General features: G+C 64.1%; 17 protein-coding genes. 13 read left to right on the forward strand and 4 right to left on the reverse strand.

Annotated elements, in window-relative coordinates:
* Positions 1-67: 67 nt before the first annotated feature.
* Positions 68-1,210, reverse strand: coding sequence for a patatin-like phospholipase family protein (locus KU43P_RS20330; RefSeq protein ID WP_317659227.1), 1,143 nt, complete (start codon positions 1,208-1,210; stop codon positions 68-70).
* Positions 1,211-1,339: 129 nt separating this feature from the next.
* Entirely contained in the window at positions 1,340-2,275 is a 936-nt protein-coding gene (locus KU43P_RS20335) for a lipid A biosynthesis lauroyl acyltransferase (RefSeq protein ID WP_317659228.1), read from the reverse strand.
* Positions 2,276-2,386: 111 nt separating this feature from the next.
* On the opposite strand from KU43P_RS20335, the gene minC reads away from it, so the two are divergent.
* From minC to KU43P_RS20370, 7 genes are all read left to right on the forward strand, one after another.
* Positions 2,387-3,145, forward strand: coding sequence for a septum site-determining protein MinC (minC, locus tag KU43P_RS20340; RefSeq protein ID WP_317659229.1), 759 nt, complete (start codon positions 2,387-2,389; stop codon positions 3,143-3,145).
* 99 nt (positions 3,146-3,244) lie between these two features.
* The gene (gene minD, locus KU43P_RS20345) at positions 3,245-4,057 is read left to right on the forward strand and encodes a septum site-determining protein MinD (RefSeq protein WP_054893840.1); all 813 of its coding nucleotides are present in this window, start codon (positions 3,245-3,247) and stop codon (positions 4,055-4,057) included.
* A 3-nt stretch (positions 4,058-4,060) separates the two neighbouring features.
* Positions 4,061-4,315 carry a cell division topological specificity factor MinE gene (minE, locus tag KU43P_RS20350; RefSeq protein ID WP_003252572.1) on the forward strand — a complete coding sequence of 85 codons (255 nt, stop codon included), beginning with the start codon at positions 4,061-4,063 and terminating at the stop codon, positions 4,313-4,315.
* A gap of 143 nt (positions 4,316-4,458) precedes the next feature.
* On the forward strand, positions 4,459-5,094 hold the full coding sequence (locus KU43P_RS20355; protein ID WP_317659230.1) for an RluA family pseudouridine synthase: 636 nt from the start codon (positions 4,459-4,461) through the stop codon (positions 5,092-5,094).
* A 158-nt stretch (positions 5,095-5,252) separates the two neighbouring features.
* Positions 5,253-6,542 carry a M18 family aminopeptidase gene (locus KU43P_RS20360; protein WP_317659231.1) on the forward strand — a complete coding sequence of 430 codons (1,290 nt, stop codon included), beginning with the start codon at positions 5,253-5,255 and terminating at the stop codon, positions 6,540-6,542.
* A 177-nt stretch (positions 6,543-6,719) separates the two neighbouring features.
* Positions 6,720-6,887, forward strand: a complete 168-nt coding sequence (locus tag KU43P_RS20365; protein WP_317659232.1) for a hypothetical protein — start codon at positions 6,720-6,722, stop codon at positions 6,885-6,887.
* A gap of 44 nt (positions 6,888-6,931) precedes the next feature.
* On the forward strand, positions 6,932-9,085 hold the full coding sequence (locus KU43P_RS20370; protein WP_317659233.1) for a mechanosensitive ion channel family protein: 2,154 nt from the start codon (positions 6,932-6,934) through the stop codon (positions 9,083-9,085).
* Positions 9,086-9,189: 104 nt separating this feature from the next.
* Here the strand turns inward: KU43P_RS20370 and KU43P_RS20375 are convergent, their stop codons facing one another.
* Positions 9,190-9,903 (reverse strand): UTRA domain-containing protein, encoded by a 714-nt coding sequence (locus KU43P_RS20375; protein WP_317659234.1) that lies wholly within the window; start codon positions 9,901-9,903, stop codon positions 9,190-9,192.
* Between the two features lie 328 nt (positions 9,904-10,231).
* Between KU43P_RS20375 and KU43P_RS20380 the strand changes: the two genes are divergently transcribed.
* The 6 genes from KU43P_RS20380 to KU43P_RS20405 all read left to right on the forward strand — a co-directional run bounded on the left by KU43P_RS20380 (position 10,232) and on the right by KU43P_RS20405 (position 15,519).
* Positions 10,232-11,296: an ABC transporter substrate-binding protein gene (locus KU43P_RS20380; protein ID WP_317659235.1), complete on the forward strand. Its 1,065-nt coding sequence runs from the start codon at positions 10,232-10,234 to the stop codon at positions 11,294-11,296.
* Positions 11,297-11,425: 129 nt separating this feature from the next.
* A complete protein-coding gene (locus KU43P_RS20385) occupies positions 11,426-12,232 on the forward strand; it encodes an alkaline phosphatase family protein (protein ID WP_317659236.1) in 807 nt (268 codons plus the stop codon).
* Entirely contained in the window at positions 12,229-13,077 is an 849-nt protein-coding gene (locus tag KU43P_RS20390) for an ABC transporter permease (protein WP_411567224.1), read from the forward strand. The genes KU43P_RS20385 and KU43P_RS20390 overlap by 4 nt, the downstream gene beginning before the upstream one ends.
* Positions 13,067-13,861: an ABC transporter permease gene (locus tag KU43P_RS20395; protein ID WP_317659238.1), complete on the forward strand. Its 795-nt coding sequence runs from the start codon at positions 13,067-13,069 to the stop codon at positions 13,859-13,861. The genes KU43P_RS20390 and KU43P_RS20395 overlap by 11 nt, the downstream gene beginning before the upstream one ends.
* A 1-nt stretch (position 13,862) precedes the next feature.
* Positions 13,863-14,852, forward strand: a complete 990-nt coding sequence (locus KU43P_RS20400; RefSeq protein WP_317659239.1) for an ABC transporter ATP-binding protein — start codon at positions 13,863-13,865, stop codon at positions 14,850-14,852.
* Between the two features lie 13 nt (positions 14,853-14,865).
* Positions 14,866-15,519 (forward strand): HAD family hydrolase, encoded by a 654-nt coding sequence (locus KU43P_RS20405; protein ID WP_317659240.1) that lies wholly within the window; start codon positions 14,866-14,868, stop codon positions 15,517-15,519.
* A gap of 120 nt (positions 15,520-15,639) precedes the next feature.
* Here KU43P_RS20405 and KU43P_RS20410 read toward each other — a convergent pair whose 3' ends face one another.
* A complete protein-coding gene (locus tag KU43P_RS20410; RefSeq protein ID WP_317659241.1) occupies positions 15,640-16,602 on the reverse strand; it encodes an NAD(P)H-quinone oxidoreductase in 963 nt (320 codons plus the stop codon).
* Between the last annotated feature and the right edge of the window lie 132 nt (positions 16,603-16,734).

Consider the following 16,734-nt stretch of genomic DNA (forward strand, 5'->3'; position numbering starts at 1 on the left):
CTTCCACAGGTACTGCATCGGATTCAAGTTCGACGACTTGTCAGCGATGGGGCCAGCCTGAACATCCTCATATTCCCAGAAACTGCTCCAGCTCCCGCCGCTTGGCCAACGCATCCCTGCGCCCCAGGTCGATCAGCTCGCTGCAATAACTGGCCTCGAACAGCAGATAACTCAACACCCCCGCCCCGCTGGTCCGCGTCGCCCCCGGCCCACGCAGGAACAACCGCAGCGCCGCCGGCAGCTCTCGCCGGTGCCGCGCAGCGATCTCGTCCAGCGGCTGGCTGGGCGCCACTACCAACACCTCGATCGGCGCCAGGCCCAGGCGCCGTGCATCCAGGTGCGCGGGCAGCAGGTGGCTGAGGTGGTTGAGCCGCTGCAGCAGCTCGATGTCATCCTCCAGGCTGTCGATGAAGGTGCTGTTGAGCATATGCCCGCCAATCTGCGCCAGGCTCGGCTGCTGGCCACTGAACACGCGCTGGGTAGGCGACGGTGGCGCGGGCCGCTGCGGGTTGCCGCTGACCCCGACCACCAGCACCCGGCTGGCCCCCAGATGCAGGGCCGGGCTGATCGGTGCCGACTGGCGCACCGCGCCGTCACCGTAATATTCATCGCCTAGCCGTACCGGCGCGAACAGCAGCGGAATCGCCGCGCTGGCAAGCAGGTGGTCGATGGTCAGCGGCGTAGGCACGCCGATGCGCCGGTGGCGCAGCCAGGCATCGATGGTGCCGCGCCCCTGGTAAAAGGTCACCGCCTGGCCGGACTCGTAGCCGAACGCAGTCACCGCCACTGCACGCAAATGCTCCGCGGCCAGGGCGTGGTCGATACCGTTCAGGTCGAGGTGCGATTCCAGCAACTGGCGCAACGGGCTGCTGTCGAGCAAGGCCACCGGTGCATGGCTGCCCAGGCCCAGCAGGCTGTGGCCGACGAAGCGACTGGCCTGGCGGATCACACCTGGCCAGTCGCTGCGCAGCACCAGGTGGCTGCGAAAGTTCTGCCAGAACTGGGTGAGCGCCTGCACCGATTCGCTGAAGCGCGTGGCGCCGCTGGCCAGGGCCACGGCGTTGATGGCGCCGGCCGAGGTGCCGACGATGACCGGGAACGGGTTGCTTGCGCCGGGGGGCAGCAGCTCGGCGATGCCGGCCAACACGCCGACCTGGTAGGCGGCGCGAGCACCGCCGCCGGAGAGGATCAGGCCGGTGGTTGGGGTCATCGAGCCCTTCCTGGATTTGATGGGTTGTCGGCATCGGCCCTATCGCCAGCAAACCGGCTCCCACAGGTACCCCACTGAACCTGTGGGAGCCGGCTTGCCGGCGATAGGGCCAGGCCTGAAAAAACAGAGTCAGCGTTTTTTCTTGTCATACAGCCGCGGCTCGCCCTCAGGCCGCGACTTGAAGCGCCGGTGCGCCCACAGGTACTGCTCGGGACACTCGCGCAACACACTTTCGATCCACTGATTGATACGCAGGCAGTCGGCCTCTTCGCTTTCACCAGGGAAGCCCTCCAGCGGCGGATGGATTACCAGACGATAGCCGCTGCCATCCTCCAGGCGCTTCTGGGTGAAGGGAATGACCTGTGCCTTGCCCAGGCGGGCGAATTTGGTGGTGGCGGTGACCGTCGCCGCCGGGATGCCGAACAACGGCACGAACAGGCTCTGCTTGGCGCCGTAGTCCTGGTCCGGCGCGTACCAGATCGCCCGGCCTGCTCGCAGCAGCTTGAGCATGCCACGCACATCCTCGCGCTCCACCGCCAGCGAGTCGAGGTTGTGCCGCTCGCGGCCGCTGCGCTGGATGAAGTCGAACAGCGGGTTGCCGTGCTCACGATACATGCCGTCGATGGTGTGGGCTTGGCCCAGCAGCGCGGCGCCGATCTCCAGGGTGGTGAAGTGCACCGCCATGAGGATCGCGCCCTGCCCGGCCTGTTGCGCCGCCTGCAGGTGCTCGAGGCCTTCGATGTGCGCCAGGCGTGCCAGCCTGGCCTTGGGCCACCACCAGCTCATGGCCATTTCGAAGAAGGCGATGCCAGTGGAGGCGAAATTCGCCTTCAACAACCGGCGCCGTTCGTCGTCGGACAGTTCAGGGAAGCACAGCTCCAGATTGCGCGCGGCGATGCGCCGACGTTCACCGGCCAGGCGGTACATCACTGCGCCCAGGGCACCGCCGAGCCACAGCAGGGCTCGGTACGGCAGCTGCACCACCAGCCACAGCAGGCCGAGGCCAAGCCACAGGCCCCAGAACCGTGGGTGCAGGAAATAGGGACGAAAACGCGGGCGTTCCATTGAAGCTTCCGTTGGGACAAAGGCCGAGCATTCTACATCGGATCTGCGCCGGTTGCGGCCAACCGGTCTTATCGTTATAAGTCAGGGCACTTTTTTCGCAACTTGCCGTCTATGCAGACCATGAGCCCAAACCACACACCCGACACCGCCTCCGTGTTCCAGCTCAAGGGCAGCATGCTCGCCATCACTGTGCTGGAACTGGGGCGCAACGACCTGCAAGCCCTTGATCGCCAACTGGCGGCGAAAGTGGCCCAGGCGCCGAACTTCTTCAGCAACACGCCGCTGGTGCTGGCCTTGGACAAGTTGCCGGCCGACGAAGGCGCCATCGACCTGCCCGGGCTGATGCGCATCTGCCGCCACCACGGCCTGCGCACCTTGGCCATCCGCGCCAACCGTATCGAGGACATCGCCGCGGCGATCGCCATCGACCTGCCGGTGCTGCCACCTTCGGGCGCCCGCGAGCGGCCGCTGGAACCCGAGCCTGAAGTGAAGAAACCCGAGCCGGCACCGGCTCCGGCGCCAGTTGCAGAACCAGAAATCCGCCCGACCCGAATCATCACCTCGCCGGTGCGCGGTGGCCAACAGATCTACGCTCAGGGTGGTGATCTGGTGGTCACAGGCTCCGTCAGCCCAGGTGCGGAACTTCTCGCCGATGGCAACATCCATGTGTACGGCGCCATGCGCGGCCGCGCCCTGGCCGGCATCAAGGGCAATACCAAGGCACGTATCTTCTGCCAGCAGATGACCGCCGAAATGGTCTCGATCGCTGGCCAGTACAAGGTCTGCGAAGACCTGCGCCGCGACCCGCTGTGGGGCTCCGGCGTGCAAGTCAGCCTGTCCGGTGACGTGTTGAACATCACCCGTCTTTAACGGATACTTGCCGTCATTTTTAGAGCAACTTTTTTACCTGTTGCCGTTTTTTGCATTTTGCTGGGACACGTGTCCCGACTTATTTAGGGGTGAAACACCTTGGCCAAGATTCTCGTCGTTACTTCCGGCAAGGGGGGTGTGGGCAAGACCACCACCAGCGCCGCCATCGGCACCGGCCTCGCACTGCGCGGCCACAAGACAGTCATCGTCGACTTCGACGTGGGCCTGCGTAACCTCGACCTGATCATGGGCTGCGAACGCCGCGTGGTGTACGACTTCGTCAACGTGGTCAACGGCGAAGCCAACCTGCAACAGGCCCTGATCAAGGACAAGCGCCTCGAGAACCTGTTCGTGCTGGCCGCCAGCCAGACCCGTGACAAGGACGCGCTGACCCAGGAAGGCGTGGAAAAGGTGCTGATGGAGCTGAAAGAACAGTTCGATTACGTCATCTGCGACTCGCCGGCCGGTATCGAAAAAGGCGCGCACCTGGCGATGTACTTCGCCGACGAAGCCATTGTCGTCACCAACCCTGAAGTGTCTTCGGTACGTGACTCCGACCGCATGCTGGGCATCCTGTCGAGCAAGTCGCGCCGCTCCGAGAACGGCGAAGAGCCGATCAAGGAACACCTGCTGATCACCCGTTACCACCCCGAGCGCGTCGAAAAGGGCGAAATGCTCAGCATCGCCGACGTCGAAGAGATCCTGGCGATCAAACTCAAGGGTGTGATCCCCGAGTCCCAGGCCGTGCTCAAGGCTTCCAACCAGGGTATCCCGGTCATCCTCGACGACCAGAGCGATGCTGGCCAGGCGTACAGCGACACCGTCGACCGCCTCCTGGGCAAAGAGAAACCCCTGCGTTTCATCGAAGTGCCGAAGCAAGGATTCTTCGCGCGCCTGTTTGGAGGCAAGTAAACCATGAACCTTTTTGACTTCTTTCGTGGCAGACAGAAACAGACCAGCGCGTCGGTAGCGAAAGAGCGTCTACAGATCATCGTGGCGCATGAGCGCGGCCAGCGCAGCGAACCGGACTACCTGCCGGCGCTGCAGAAAGAACTGCTCGAAGTGATCCGCAAGTATGTGAACATCGGCAACGATGACGTGCACATCGAGCTGGAAAACCAGGGTAGCTGCTCGATTCTGGAACTGAACATCACCTTGCCGGATCGCTGATTCAGCGACCTGGCCTTGATCATTGGGGCTGCTTCGCAGCCCATCGCTGGCAAGCCAGCTCCTACAGGTGTGGGAGCCGGCTTGCCGGCGATGGGGCGCGAAGCGGCCCCAATGGTTTTCCCCGATTTGACCGAGAACCCGCAATGCCGCTGTCGAACGTGCAGATCCTCCATGAAGACGCCGCCATCCTGGTGGTCAACAAGCCGACCCTGCTGCTGTCGGTGCCAGGCCGTGCCGACGACAACAAGGACTGCCTGATCACCCGCCTGCAGGAAAACGGCTACCCGGACGCACTGATCGTTCACCGCCTGGACTGGGAAACCTCCGGCATCATCCTGCTGGCCCGCGATGCCGACAGCCACCGTGAACTGTCGCGCCAGTTCCACGACCGCGAGACCGAGAAGGCCTACACCGCCCTGTGCTGGGGGCAACCGGCGCTGGACAGCGGCAGCATCGACCTGCCGCTGCGCTACGACCCGCCCACCAAGCCGCGCCATGTGGTGGACCATGAACTGGGCAAGCATGCCTTGACCTTCTGGCGCATCGTCGAACGCTGTGGCGACTACTGCCGCGTCGAACTGACGCCCATCACCGGGCGCTCGCACCAGTTGCGCGTGCACATGCTGTCGATCGGGCATCCGCTGCTGGGTGACCGGCTGTATGCCAACGCCGAGGCGCTGGCGGCCCATGACCGGTTGTGCCTGCATGCTTCGATGCTGAGCTTCACCCACCCGGTTTCCGGGGAACGGCTGAAGTTCGAGTGCCCGGCTCCGTTCTGACTGTTCGTCGGCTGTTCTGGCCTCATCGCCAGCAAGCTGGCTCCCACAGAGTCCTGAGGCGTCTCGGTTACTGTGGGGGACGGCTTGCCGGCGCTTGGGCCGACACAATTTGTGATCTATCTGCGCTAAACTCGCGCCACTGCTGTCTGGAGTGAGTTATGCGCGAAGCACTGAATACCGGCCTGATCGATTTCCTCAAGGCCTCCCCGACGCCCTTCCACGCCACCGCCAGCCTGGCCCAGCGCCTCGAAGCTGCCGGCTACCAGCGCCTGGACGAGCGTGACAGCTGGGCCACAGTGCCTGGCGGCCGCTACTACGTCACCCGCAACGATTCCTCGATCATCGCCATCAAGCTGGGCAAGCAAGCGCCACTGCTCGGCGGCATCCGCATGGTCGGCGCACACACCGACAGCCCGTGCCTGCGGGTCAAGCCGCAGCCCGAGCTGCAGCGCCAGGGCTTCCTGCAACTGGGCGTGGAAGTGTACGGCGGCGCCCTGCTGGCACCGTGGTTCGACCGCGATCTGTCGCTGGCCGGGCGAGTTACCTTCCGCCGTGACGGCAAGGTCGAAAGCCAGCTGATCGACTTCAAGCTACCGATCGCGATCATCCCCAACCTGGCGATCCACCTGAACCGCACCGCCAACGAAGGCTGGCAGATCAACCCGCAGAACGAACTGCCGCCGATCCTCGCCCAGGTCGCCGGCGACGAGCGCATCGACTTCCGCGCCTTGCTCACCGAGCAACTGGCCCGCGAGCACGAGCTCAACGCTGATGTGGTGCTGGACTACGAACTGAGCTTCTACGACACCCAGGATGCCGCGCTGATCGGCCTGAACGGCGACTTCATCGCCGGTGCCCGCCTGGATAACCTGCTGTCGTGCTATGCCGGCCTGCAGGCGCTGCTGGCAGCCGACAGCGACGAAACCTGCGTGCTGGTATGCAACGACCACGAAGAGGTCGGCAGCTGCTCGGCCTGTGGCGCCGACGGCCCGATGCTGGAACAGACCCTGCAGCGCCTGCTGCCGGACGGCGATGCCTATGTGCGGACCATCCAGCGCTCGCTGATGGTTTCGGCCGACAACGCCCACGGCGTGCACCCCAACTACGCCGACAGGCATGACGGCAACCACGGGCCCAAGCTCAACGCCGGGCCGGTGATCAAGGTCAACAACAACCAGCGTTACGCCACCAACAGCGAAACGGCCGGTTTCTTCCGCCACCTGTGCATGGCCGAGGAAGTACCGGTGCAAAGCTTCGTAGTGCGCAGCGACATGGGCTGTGGCTCGACCATCGGCCCAATCACCGCCAGCCACCTAGGCGTGCGCACCGTGGACATCGGCCTGCCGACCTTTGCCATGCACTCGATTCGCGAGCTGTGTGGCAGCCACGACCTGGCGCATCTGGTGAAGGTGCTGACCGCGTTCTATCGCAGCCGCGAATTGCCTTGAGCCTGTAGCGGCCCTGTCGCCGGCAAGCCGGCTCCCACAGGCACAGCACTGCCCTGTAGAACAGTGGGGTACCTGTGGGAGCCGGCTTGCCGGCGATAGAGCTGCCGCGGATCAATCCCGCTTCGCTTGCCACCCGCTATGCTTAAGACATGCCCCCACGCAAAAGGATTGCAGTCCATGTCCCCCTTCCTGTCCCTGTTCATACCGGTGTTCCTGTTCCTGATGCTGCTGACCATCGGCTTCAGCATGCGTGAGCGCAACATCGGCGTGCTGATGATGTGGATCGGCACCCTGGGCATCTTCGGCCTGACCTGCTGGAAGATCCTTGAGAAACTCCCCACATAAACCTCTACACTCGGTCAATCGTTTGACCTGAGGTAGATTTCCCGGTGCCTGCACTTCTGCGTTGCCTTGCCCTGCTGCTGTTCATCGCCTTTTCTCCGGCCCAGGCGGCGGGCCTGCCGAGCCTGCTCGGCTCCAGTACTCCCGCCCAGCCCGAGGCCACCGAGCCTCTGGGCAAATCGCTGGACGAAGTGATCAAGAACCTGGAAAACGACCAGCAACGGGCCAAGCTGCTGGCCGACCTGAAGAAGCTGCGCGACGCCACCAAGCAGTCACAACCGGCCGCTGAACAAGGCGTGCTGGGCCTGATCGGCGGCGCACTGCATGACCTTGAGAAGCAATTCAGCGGCGAGGCCAGCCCGTTCAATCGCTGGGCGCTGGAAATCGACCAGGCCCAGGCCGAACTCACCGATCTGATCGTGCCGGTGCACCAGTGGCCGGCGATCCTCTTCGGCTTTGCCGCCATCATCGCCGTCTGGAGCCTGCTGGCCTACGCCTTCAACTGGATCGGCCACCGCGTGCGGGTGCGTTTCGGCCTGACCGAGGAGCTGCCCCAGCACCCGCGCACCTGGGACTTGGTGCGCTTCGCTCTGCGCAAGCTCGGGCCGTGGCTGGTGGCACTGGTGTTCACCGTGTACCTGAGCTTTGCCCTGCCCTCCTCGCTGGGCAAGTCGATGGCCATGGTGCTGGCCTATGCGCTGGTGGTGGGCACCTGCTTCTCTGCCATCTGCGTGATCGCCTTCTCCCTGCTCGATGGCCCTCACCGCCACCGTGCCTTGTACATCCTTCGCCACCAGGCGTTCCGCCCGCTGTGGCTGATCGGCAGCTTCGCCGCCTTTGGCGAGGCGATGAGCGACCCGCGCATGACCGTCGCCCTGGGCACCCACCTGGCACATGCCCTGGCCACGCTGGCCAACGTCATCGCCGCGGTGTGCACGGGGCTGTTCATCCTGCGCTTTCGCCGCCCGATCGCCCACTTGATCCGCAACCAGCCCCTGGACCGGCGCCTGACCCGGCGTACCCTGAGCGACACGATCGAACTGCTCGGCAGCTTCTGGTTCGTGCCGCCACTGATCCTGGTGGCGATTTCACTTATCGCCACATTCATTTCCGCCGGCGACACCAGCACCGCCCTGCGCCAGTCGCTGATGTGCACGGTACTGGTGGTGGTGTGCATGGTGCTCAACGGCCTGGTACGCCGCCACGCCGCCAACCCCAAGCGCGCCAACAAGCGCCAGGCGGTGTATACCGAACGCCTGCGCAACTTCGCCTATGCCCTGGTTCACCTGGGCATCTGGCTGCTGTTCATCGAGCTGGGGCTGCGGGTGTGGGGCTTGTCGATGGTCGGCTTTGCCGAAGGCGACGGCCATGAAGTGAGCATGCGCCTGGCAGGCCTGGCCGGCACGCTGATTGTCGCCTGGCTGGTGTGGATCCTGGCCGACACGGCGGTGCACCATGCACTGGTGCGTTCACGCCGCGGCCTGGCCAACGCCCGTGCGCAAACCATGATGCCGCTGATTCGCAACGTGATGTTCGTGGCCATCTTCATCATCGCGGTGATCGTCGCCCTGGCCAACATGGGCATGAACGTCACGCCACTGCTGGCCGGTGCCGGTGTGATCGGCCTGGCCATTGGCTTCGGCGCGCAATCGCTGGTAGCCGACCTGATCACTGGCCTGTTCATCATCATCGAGGACTCGCTGGCCATCGACGACTACGTCGATGTCGGCGGCCACCTGGGCACGGTCGAGGGCCTGACCATCCGCACCGTGCGCCTGCGCGATATCGACGGCATCGTGCACACCATCCCGTTCAGCGAAATCAAGAGCATCAAGAACTACTCGCGCGAGTTCGGCTATGCGATCTTCCGCGTGGCGATCCCGCACAGCATGAACATCGATCAGGCCATCACGCTGATCCGTGAAGTGGGGCAGAAACTGCGCACCGATCCGCTGATGCGCCGCAATATCTGGTCGCCCTTGGAATTGCAGGGGGTGGAGAGTTTCGAGTCGGGGTCGGCGATCTTGCGAGCGCGGTTCAAGACCGCGCCGATCAAGCAGTGGGAAGTGTCGCGGGCGTTCAACCTGGCGCTGAAGCGCCAGCTCGACGAGGCTGGGCTCGATCTGGCGACGCCGCGGTTGTCGGTGCAGGTCGTGACGGCCGGGGGTGGGGGGATGAGCGAAGCCGGTACTTCCAGTTAGGGCCCTATCGCCGGCAAGCCGGCTCCCACAGGTAAAGCACAGGCCCTCAGAACGGTGGTGTACCTGTGGAGTGGGTTTGCCGGCGATAGGGCTGCAACGCAGCCCTACCCCGCCTGGGCACGAATACGAATCGCATCGTGCCGCCAGTACTCCAGGTCACAGTCGATCAGGTGCCCATGCTGGTCACTGTTGACCCGGGTGATATGCAGCCCAGGGCTGCCCGCAGACACCTTCAAGGCGGCTGCCGCGTCCACCGGCAAGGCCGTGGGCAGGATCTCGAAGCACACCTGCCCATACCGGATGCCATACACCCGCCCATAGATCTCGGTCAGAGACTGCGCCAGGTCCTGGTCAAGAATGCCCGGGAAGTAGCGCGGGTTGAGATAGTGCTCGGCATACAGCACCGCCCGCCCATCGATCCTGCGCAAGCGGCAGATCCTCACCACGCTGGACAACCCCGGCAGGCACAAACGCGCGCAGATGGCCGCCGGGGCGGGCTGCAGGCGCGCCGACAGCAGTTCGGTGGTGGGCTGACGGCCCTGGTCGCGCACCATCGCATGAAAGTGGCTGCGCTCGATCAAGTCGTAGGTCAGCCGCTGGGGCGCGACAAACCAGCCGCGCCGCTCCTCTCGATAGATCAGGCCCTGGGCCTCGAGCTGCACCAGCGCCTCGCGCAAGGTGATACGGGTGGTGTCGAACACCTCACTGAGCCTGCGCTCGGCCGGCAGCTTGCCTCCTGGCGCCAGCAAGCCGTGCTCGATCTGCTCCTGCAGGGCATGGCAGATGGCTGTTACCGCACGCGGTGGCGTCGACTGCATCAAAGGTTACCTATCTGGACTAGTCCAGCCCCAAAGCAGGGCATCTGGAGAATAGTGCAAGCCTAGGCACGGCTGATGAACATCCTGTGACAAAGGCCTTAGCCGAGCCCTGCCAGAAACGCGCCAAGCCCGCAAAATCAAGGATGCGAACTGGTCTACGCTGTACTTTCAGGTGATTGCGGCCAGCCGTTCAGGCCTTCCCCTACATCAAATTGTCACGCAAGCAGCCTACCTTGGCGCAAGGTTTGCTGACCTAGACCAACCATTTCCAAGCAACGCTTACATGCATGACAACGATCGCTAAAGGCACCCACCCAAGGAGCTTCGGATGAAAAAGTTCTTCATGGCGTCACTGCTCGGTTCCGCTATCGCTCTGTGCACCTCGGCCATGGCCGCAGGCACCGACCTCAAGGCCCTGGAAGACGCTGCCCGCAAGGAAGGCGCAGTCAACAGCGTAGGTATGCCAGACGCCTGGGCCAACTGGAAAGGCACCTGGGAAGACCTGGCCAGCAAGTACGGCCTCAAGCACACCGACACCGACATGAGCTCGGCACAGGAAATCGCCAAGTTCGAAGCAGAGAAGGACAACGCCAGTGCCGACATCGGCGACGTTGGCGCGGCTTTCGGCCCGATTGCCGTGACCAAGAGTGTGAGCCAGCCGTACAAGCCGAGCACCTGGGACCAGGTACCAGAGTGGGCCAAAGACAAGGATGGCCACTGGGCGCTGGCCTATACCGGCACCATCGCCTTCATCATCAACAAGGACCTGGTGAAGGAAGGTGACCGCCCCACCAGCTGGCATGATCTGGAAAAGGGCAAATACAAGGTCGCCATCGGTGACGTAGGCACTGCTGCCCAAGCCGCCAATGGTGTGCTGGCTGCCGCCATTGCCTACAAGGGCGACGAGAAGAACATCGAACCCGGCCTGCAGCTGTTCACCAAACTGGCCCAGCAAAAGCGCCTGTCGTTGGCCAACCCGACCATCCAGACCCTGGAAAAAGGTGAAGTGGAAGTCGGCGTGGTGTGGGACTTCAATGGCCTGAGCTACCGTGAACAGATCGACCCCAAGCGCTTCGAGGTGCTGATCCCGTCCGACGGCACGGTGATTTCCGGCTATACCACCATCATCAACAAGTACGCCAAACATCCGAATGCGGCCAAGCTGGCGCGTGAGTACATCTTCAGCGACGCCGGGCAGATCAACCTGGCCAAGGGGCATGCCCGGCCGATTCGCGCCGAGCACCTGAAGCTGCCGCAGGAGGTACAGGCCATGCTGCTGCCCAACGAGCAGTACAAGGCCGCGCAACCGATCAAGGATGCCGCAGCCTGGGAAGCGACGTCCAAGGCGCTGCCGCAGAAGTGGCAGGAGCAAGTGATCATCGAGATGGAATGAGGGCCTGGAATTTCTAGTGCCCGAACCGACCTCATCGCCGGCAAGCCGGCTCCCACGGGGTCATCACAGAACACCGTGGGAGCCGGCTTGCCGGCGATGAAGGCAACACGGTTATTGACTGGAGCCACCATGCAACACAACGTCATCCTGGTCCTGCTCGACGGCCTCAACCACCAAGTAGCCCACCACGCCATGGGCCACCTGCATGCCTATGTCGAAGCCGACCGCGCTGCACTGTATCGCGTGGAGTGCGAGCTGCCTTCCCTTTCGCGGCCACTCTACGAATGCATCCTCACCGGCGTGCCGCCGATCGACAGCGGCATCGTGCACAACAACGTCAACCGCCTGTCCAACCAGCGCAGCGTGTTCCACTACGCCCGCGAGGCCGGCCTGGGCACGGCGGCAGCGGCCTATCACTGGATGAGCGAGCTGTACAACCGCTCGCCCTTCGACCCGCTGCGCGACCGCCATACCCACGCGCCGAAGCTGCCGATCCAGCACGGGTTGTTCTACTGGGCCGACCACTACCCTGACTCGCACCTGCTGGCCGACGCAGAATACCTGCGCCGGCGCCATGCGCCGAACTTCCTGCTGGTGCACCCGATGAATATCGACGACGCCGGCCACCGCCACGGCCTGGACAGCAGCCAGTACCGCAACGCTGCACGCAGCGCCGACATTCTCCTGGCCGACTACCTGCCACGCTGGCTCGAAGAGGGTTACCAGGTGCTGGTGACCGCCGACCACGGCATGAACAACGACCGTTCGCACAACGGCCTGCTGGCCGAGGAGCGCGAAGTGCCGCTGTTCGTGTTCGGCGATGCCTTCAGCCTGGACCCGGCTGCCAAGCCGCTGCAGACCGAACTGTGCGGCACGATCTGCGAACTGCTCGGCGCAGCCCATGACAAGACCGTATGCCGGGAGCTGCTCAAGTGACCAGCCCTAACAGCAGCCACCGTGGCCGCTACCTGGCCCTGCTCTGCCTGCTGCCGTTCGCCGTGTTCTTCGTCATCTTCCAGATCGCCCCGCTGGCCTGGGTGGCGATCAACAGCGTGCAGTCGGACGCCGGTTGGGGGCTGGACAACTTCAGCAAGGTATTCGCCTCCAAATTCTACCTGCAGGCACTGCAGCGCAGCCTGGAGATCAGCTTCTGGTCGAGCCTGTTCGGCATCGTCATCGCCACCCTGGGCGCCTATTCGCTGCGCCAGGTGGATTCGCGACTACGCGACTTCGTCAGCGCCTTCGCCAACATGACCAGCAACTTCGCCGGCGTACCGCTGGCCTTCGCCTTCATCATTCTGCTCGGTTTCAACGGCGCGCTGACCCTGTTGCTCAAGCAGGCAGGCTTGCTGGAAGACTTCAGCATCTATTCCAAGAGCGGGCTGATCCTGGTGTACACCTATTTCCAGATCCCGCTGGGCGTGCTGCTGCTCTACCCGGCCTTCGACGCCCTGCGCGAAGACTGGCGCGAGTCCGCTGCGCTGCTCGGCGCCAGCCACTGGCAGTACTGGCGGCACATCGGCCTGCCGGTGCTGACCCCGGCATTGCTCGGCACCTTCGTCATCCTGCTGGCCAATGCCCTCGGCGCCTACGCCACGGTGTATGCGCTGACCACCGGTAACTTCAACGTGCTGCCGATCCGCATCGCCGGCCTGGTGGCTGGTGACATCAGCCTCGACCCAAACCTGGCCAGCGCCCTGGCCATGGTGCTGGTGGGATTGATGACGCTGGTCACGGTGGTCCATCAATGGCTGCTCAAGAGGAGCTACCATGCGCGCTGAAAACACTGCTGCCGGCCTCTACCATCGCGTGGTGGTGTACCTGCTGTTCATCATCCTGCTGCTGCCACTGGCCGGCACCCTGCTCTACTCGCTGGCCACCAGCTGGTCCGCGACCCTGCTGCCCAGCGGCCTGACCCTGAAGTGGTACCTGGCGCTATGGAGCGAGCCGCGCTTCCTCGCCGCCTTCGGCCAGTCGCTGCTGGTGTGCGTCGGTGCCCTGGTGCTGTCGGTAGTGCTGATCCTGCCGCTGCTGTTCGTGGTGCATTACCACTTCCCCAGGCTCGACGCGCTGATGAACATCCTCATCCTGCTGCCCTTCGCGGTGCCGCCGGTGGTGTCGTCGGTGGGCCTGCTGCAGCTCTATGGCAGTGGGCCGATGGCCATGGTCGGCACGCCATGGATCCTCATCGGCTGCTACTTCACCATCGCCCTGCCCTTCATGTACCGGGCGATCACCAACAACCTGCAGGCGATCAACCTGCGCGACCTGATGGACGCCGCCCAGTTACTGGGGGCCAGCACCTGGCAGGCGGCGTTGCTGGTGGTACTGCCGAACCTGCGCAAGGGCCTGATGGTCGCCCTGCTGCTGTCGTTCTCGTTCCTGTTCGGCGAATTCGTGTTCGCCAACCTGCTGGTGGGCACTCGCTACGAGACCCTGCAGGTGTACCTGAACAACATGCGCAACAGCAGCGGCCACTTCAACAGCGCCCTGGTGATCTCGTACTTCGCCTTCGTGCTGGTGCTGACCTGGGTCGCCAACCGCTTGAACAAGGACAAGACCTGACATGAGCTTCGTCAGCGTACAGAAACTGCACAAGAGCTATGGCGGCACGCCGGTATTCGAGAACATCGACTGCCAGATCGAACGCGGCGAATTCGTCACCCTGCTCGGCCCCTCCGGCTGCGGCAAATCCACCCTGCTGCGCTGCATCGCCGGCCTGACCCCGGTGGACGGCGGGCAGATCCTGCTCGACGGCCAGGACATCGTGCCGCTGACCCCGCAGAAGCGCGGGATCGGCATGGTGTTCCAGAGCTATGCGCTATTCCCCAACATGACCGTCGAGCAGAACGTCGCCTTCGGCCTGCGCATGCAGAAGGTCAAGGCCGACGAGAGCCAGGCGCGTGTGCGCGACGTGCTGGAGCTGGTGGAGTTGGGCAGTTTCGCCGGGCGCTACCCGCACCAGTTGTCGGGCGGCCAGTGCCAGCGCGTGGCCCTGGCCCGCTCGCTGGTCACAAGGCCGCGCCTGCTGCTGCTCGACGAGCCGCTGTCGGCGCTGGATGCACGTATCCGCAAGCACCTGCGCGAGCAGATTCGCGCGATCCAGCGCGAGCTGGGGCTGACCACTATCTTCGTCACCCACGACCAGGAAGAGGCGCTGACGATGTCGGACCGCATCTTCCTGATGAACCAGGGGCGCATCGTCCAGAGCGGCGATGCCGAAACCCTCTACACCGCCCCCGTCGACCTGTTCGCCGCGGGCTTCATCGGCAATTACAACCTGCTCGACGCCGACAGTGCCAGCCGACTCCTGCAGCGCCCGGTGGCCAGCCGCCTGGCGATCCGCCCGGAGTCGATCACCCTGGGCCTGAACGGTGAACTGGACGCCCAGGTGCACAGTCACAGCCTGCTCGGCAACGTGATTCGCTACCGCGTACGGGTGCGCGAGGTAGAGCTGGTGGTCGATGTGCTCAACCGCTCACCGGCTGACCTGCACGCCGACGGCCAGCGGGTATCCCTGTCGATCGACCCCACGGCGCTACGGGAAGTGGCCTAAGGAGACTCACTACATGGCACTGGCAATTTTCGATCTCGACGAAACCTTGATCCATGGCGACTGCGCGTCGTTGTGGAGCGAACAGATGGCCCGCCTGGGCTGGGTGGATGGTAAGGAATTCTTGCGCCGTGACCATGCGCTGATGGAGGCCTACGGCAAGGGCCACCTGCAGATGGAAGACTACATGGCCTTCAGCCTCGAACCGATTGCCGGGCGTACCCTGGAAGAGGTGGAACACCTGGTCGAGCCGTGGGTCGAGGAGGTGATCGAACCGATCATCTATGGCGACGCCTGCCGCTGCATCGCCGAGCACCGCGATCGGGGCGACCGCATCCTGATCATTTCCGCTTCGGGCACGCACCTGGTCGGGCCGATAGCGGCGCGCCTGGGGGTGGACGAGTACCTGGCGATCGAGCTGGAGGCGGTGAACGGGGTGTATACCGGCAAGACCCATGGGGTGCTGACCTACCGTGAAGGCAAGATCACCCGCTTGCTGGAGTGGCTGGACCAAGAGCAGGAGAACCTTGAGGGGGCAAGTTTCTATTCCGACTCGCGCAATGACCTGCCGCTGTTGCTTAAGGTGGATTTTCCGCATGTGGTGAACCCGGATGCGGTGCTGCGCGAACATGCCAAGCGCAATGGGTGGCCGATTTTGAGCTGGTCCTGAAGCATTGCACAGGCAGTTCCGGACCTATCGCCGGCAAGCCGGCTCCCACAGGCATGGCAGCGCTCGTAAGGCCTGCACCCTACCTGTGGAAGCCGGCTTGCCGGCGATGGGCTCTCAGGGCTACACCAGCGTCGGGTCGATGACCATCACCAGCTTGCCCGACACCTGGTTGCTCTCAAGCTCGGCATACGCCGCCTGGGCGAACTCGACCGGGTAGGTGTCCACCAGCTGCGGCGACAGGCGCCCTTCAGCGAACAGCGGCCACACCTGCTGCTGCAGCTCGCGCAGCAACTCGGCCTTGAACCCATCGTCACGGTTGCGTAACGTCGAGCCAGTGATCTCCAGGCGCTTGCCCAGCACCTGCGCCAGGTCCAGCTCGAACTTGCGCCCGCCCATCAGACCGATGATGACCCAACGCCCATCACGGCCCAGCAGCTTGAGGTTCAGCTGGCCATAGCTGGCGCCCACCGGGTCGAGAATCACATCGAACGGGCCGAGACCTTCGAGCGCGTCGAGATTCTCGTTGCGCACCACGCCACCGGCCGCACCCAGGGCCTGGCAGTAGGCCAGCCGATCCTGCGAGCCGACGCTGGCATACACCGGGTTGCCAAACGCCTTGCACAGCTGGATCGCAGCCGAACCCACGCCACTGGCACCGGCGTGCACCAGCACCTTCTCGCCCGCCTTCACCGCACCTAGCTGGAAGATGTTCAACCAGGCCGTGGCATACACCTCGGGCAGCGCCGCCGCTTCCTGCAAGCTCAGGCCCTCGGGCACCGGCAGCACATGGCGGGCATCGACCACCACTTCCTCGGCCATGGCACCGCTGGCCAACAGGGCGCACACCCGGTCGCCCACGCGCCAGTCGGCGCCCGCCCCCACTTCCTCGATAATGCCGGCGCACTCCAGGCCCATGTATGGGCTGGCGCCCGGAGGTGGCGGATAGAGGCCCTTCATTTGCAGCAGGTCGGCGCGGTTCAGGCCCGCAGCGGCCACTCGAATGCGTACTTGGCCGGCGTCACAAACCGGGCGTTCTGCCTCGACCCAGGCCACATGTCCGTCTTCGCCTTGCAATGCTTTCACAGTGCCTCCATAGTTGAATCATGACTGAGCCTGGGGAACGCTTGCCCCAGGCTTTTTGCAGTATTTGTCCGGCTCCATGGAACCGGCAACGGAAAAGACGGCCTACTATGCGTGATCAATTGCCTCCACGTC

The sequence above is a fragment of the Pseudomonas sp. KU43P genome (genome assembly GCF_033095865.1).
GTDB lineage: Bacteria > Pseudomonadota > Gammaproteobacteria > Pseudomonadales > Pseudomonadaceae > Aquipseudomonas.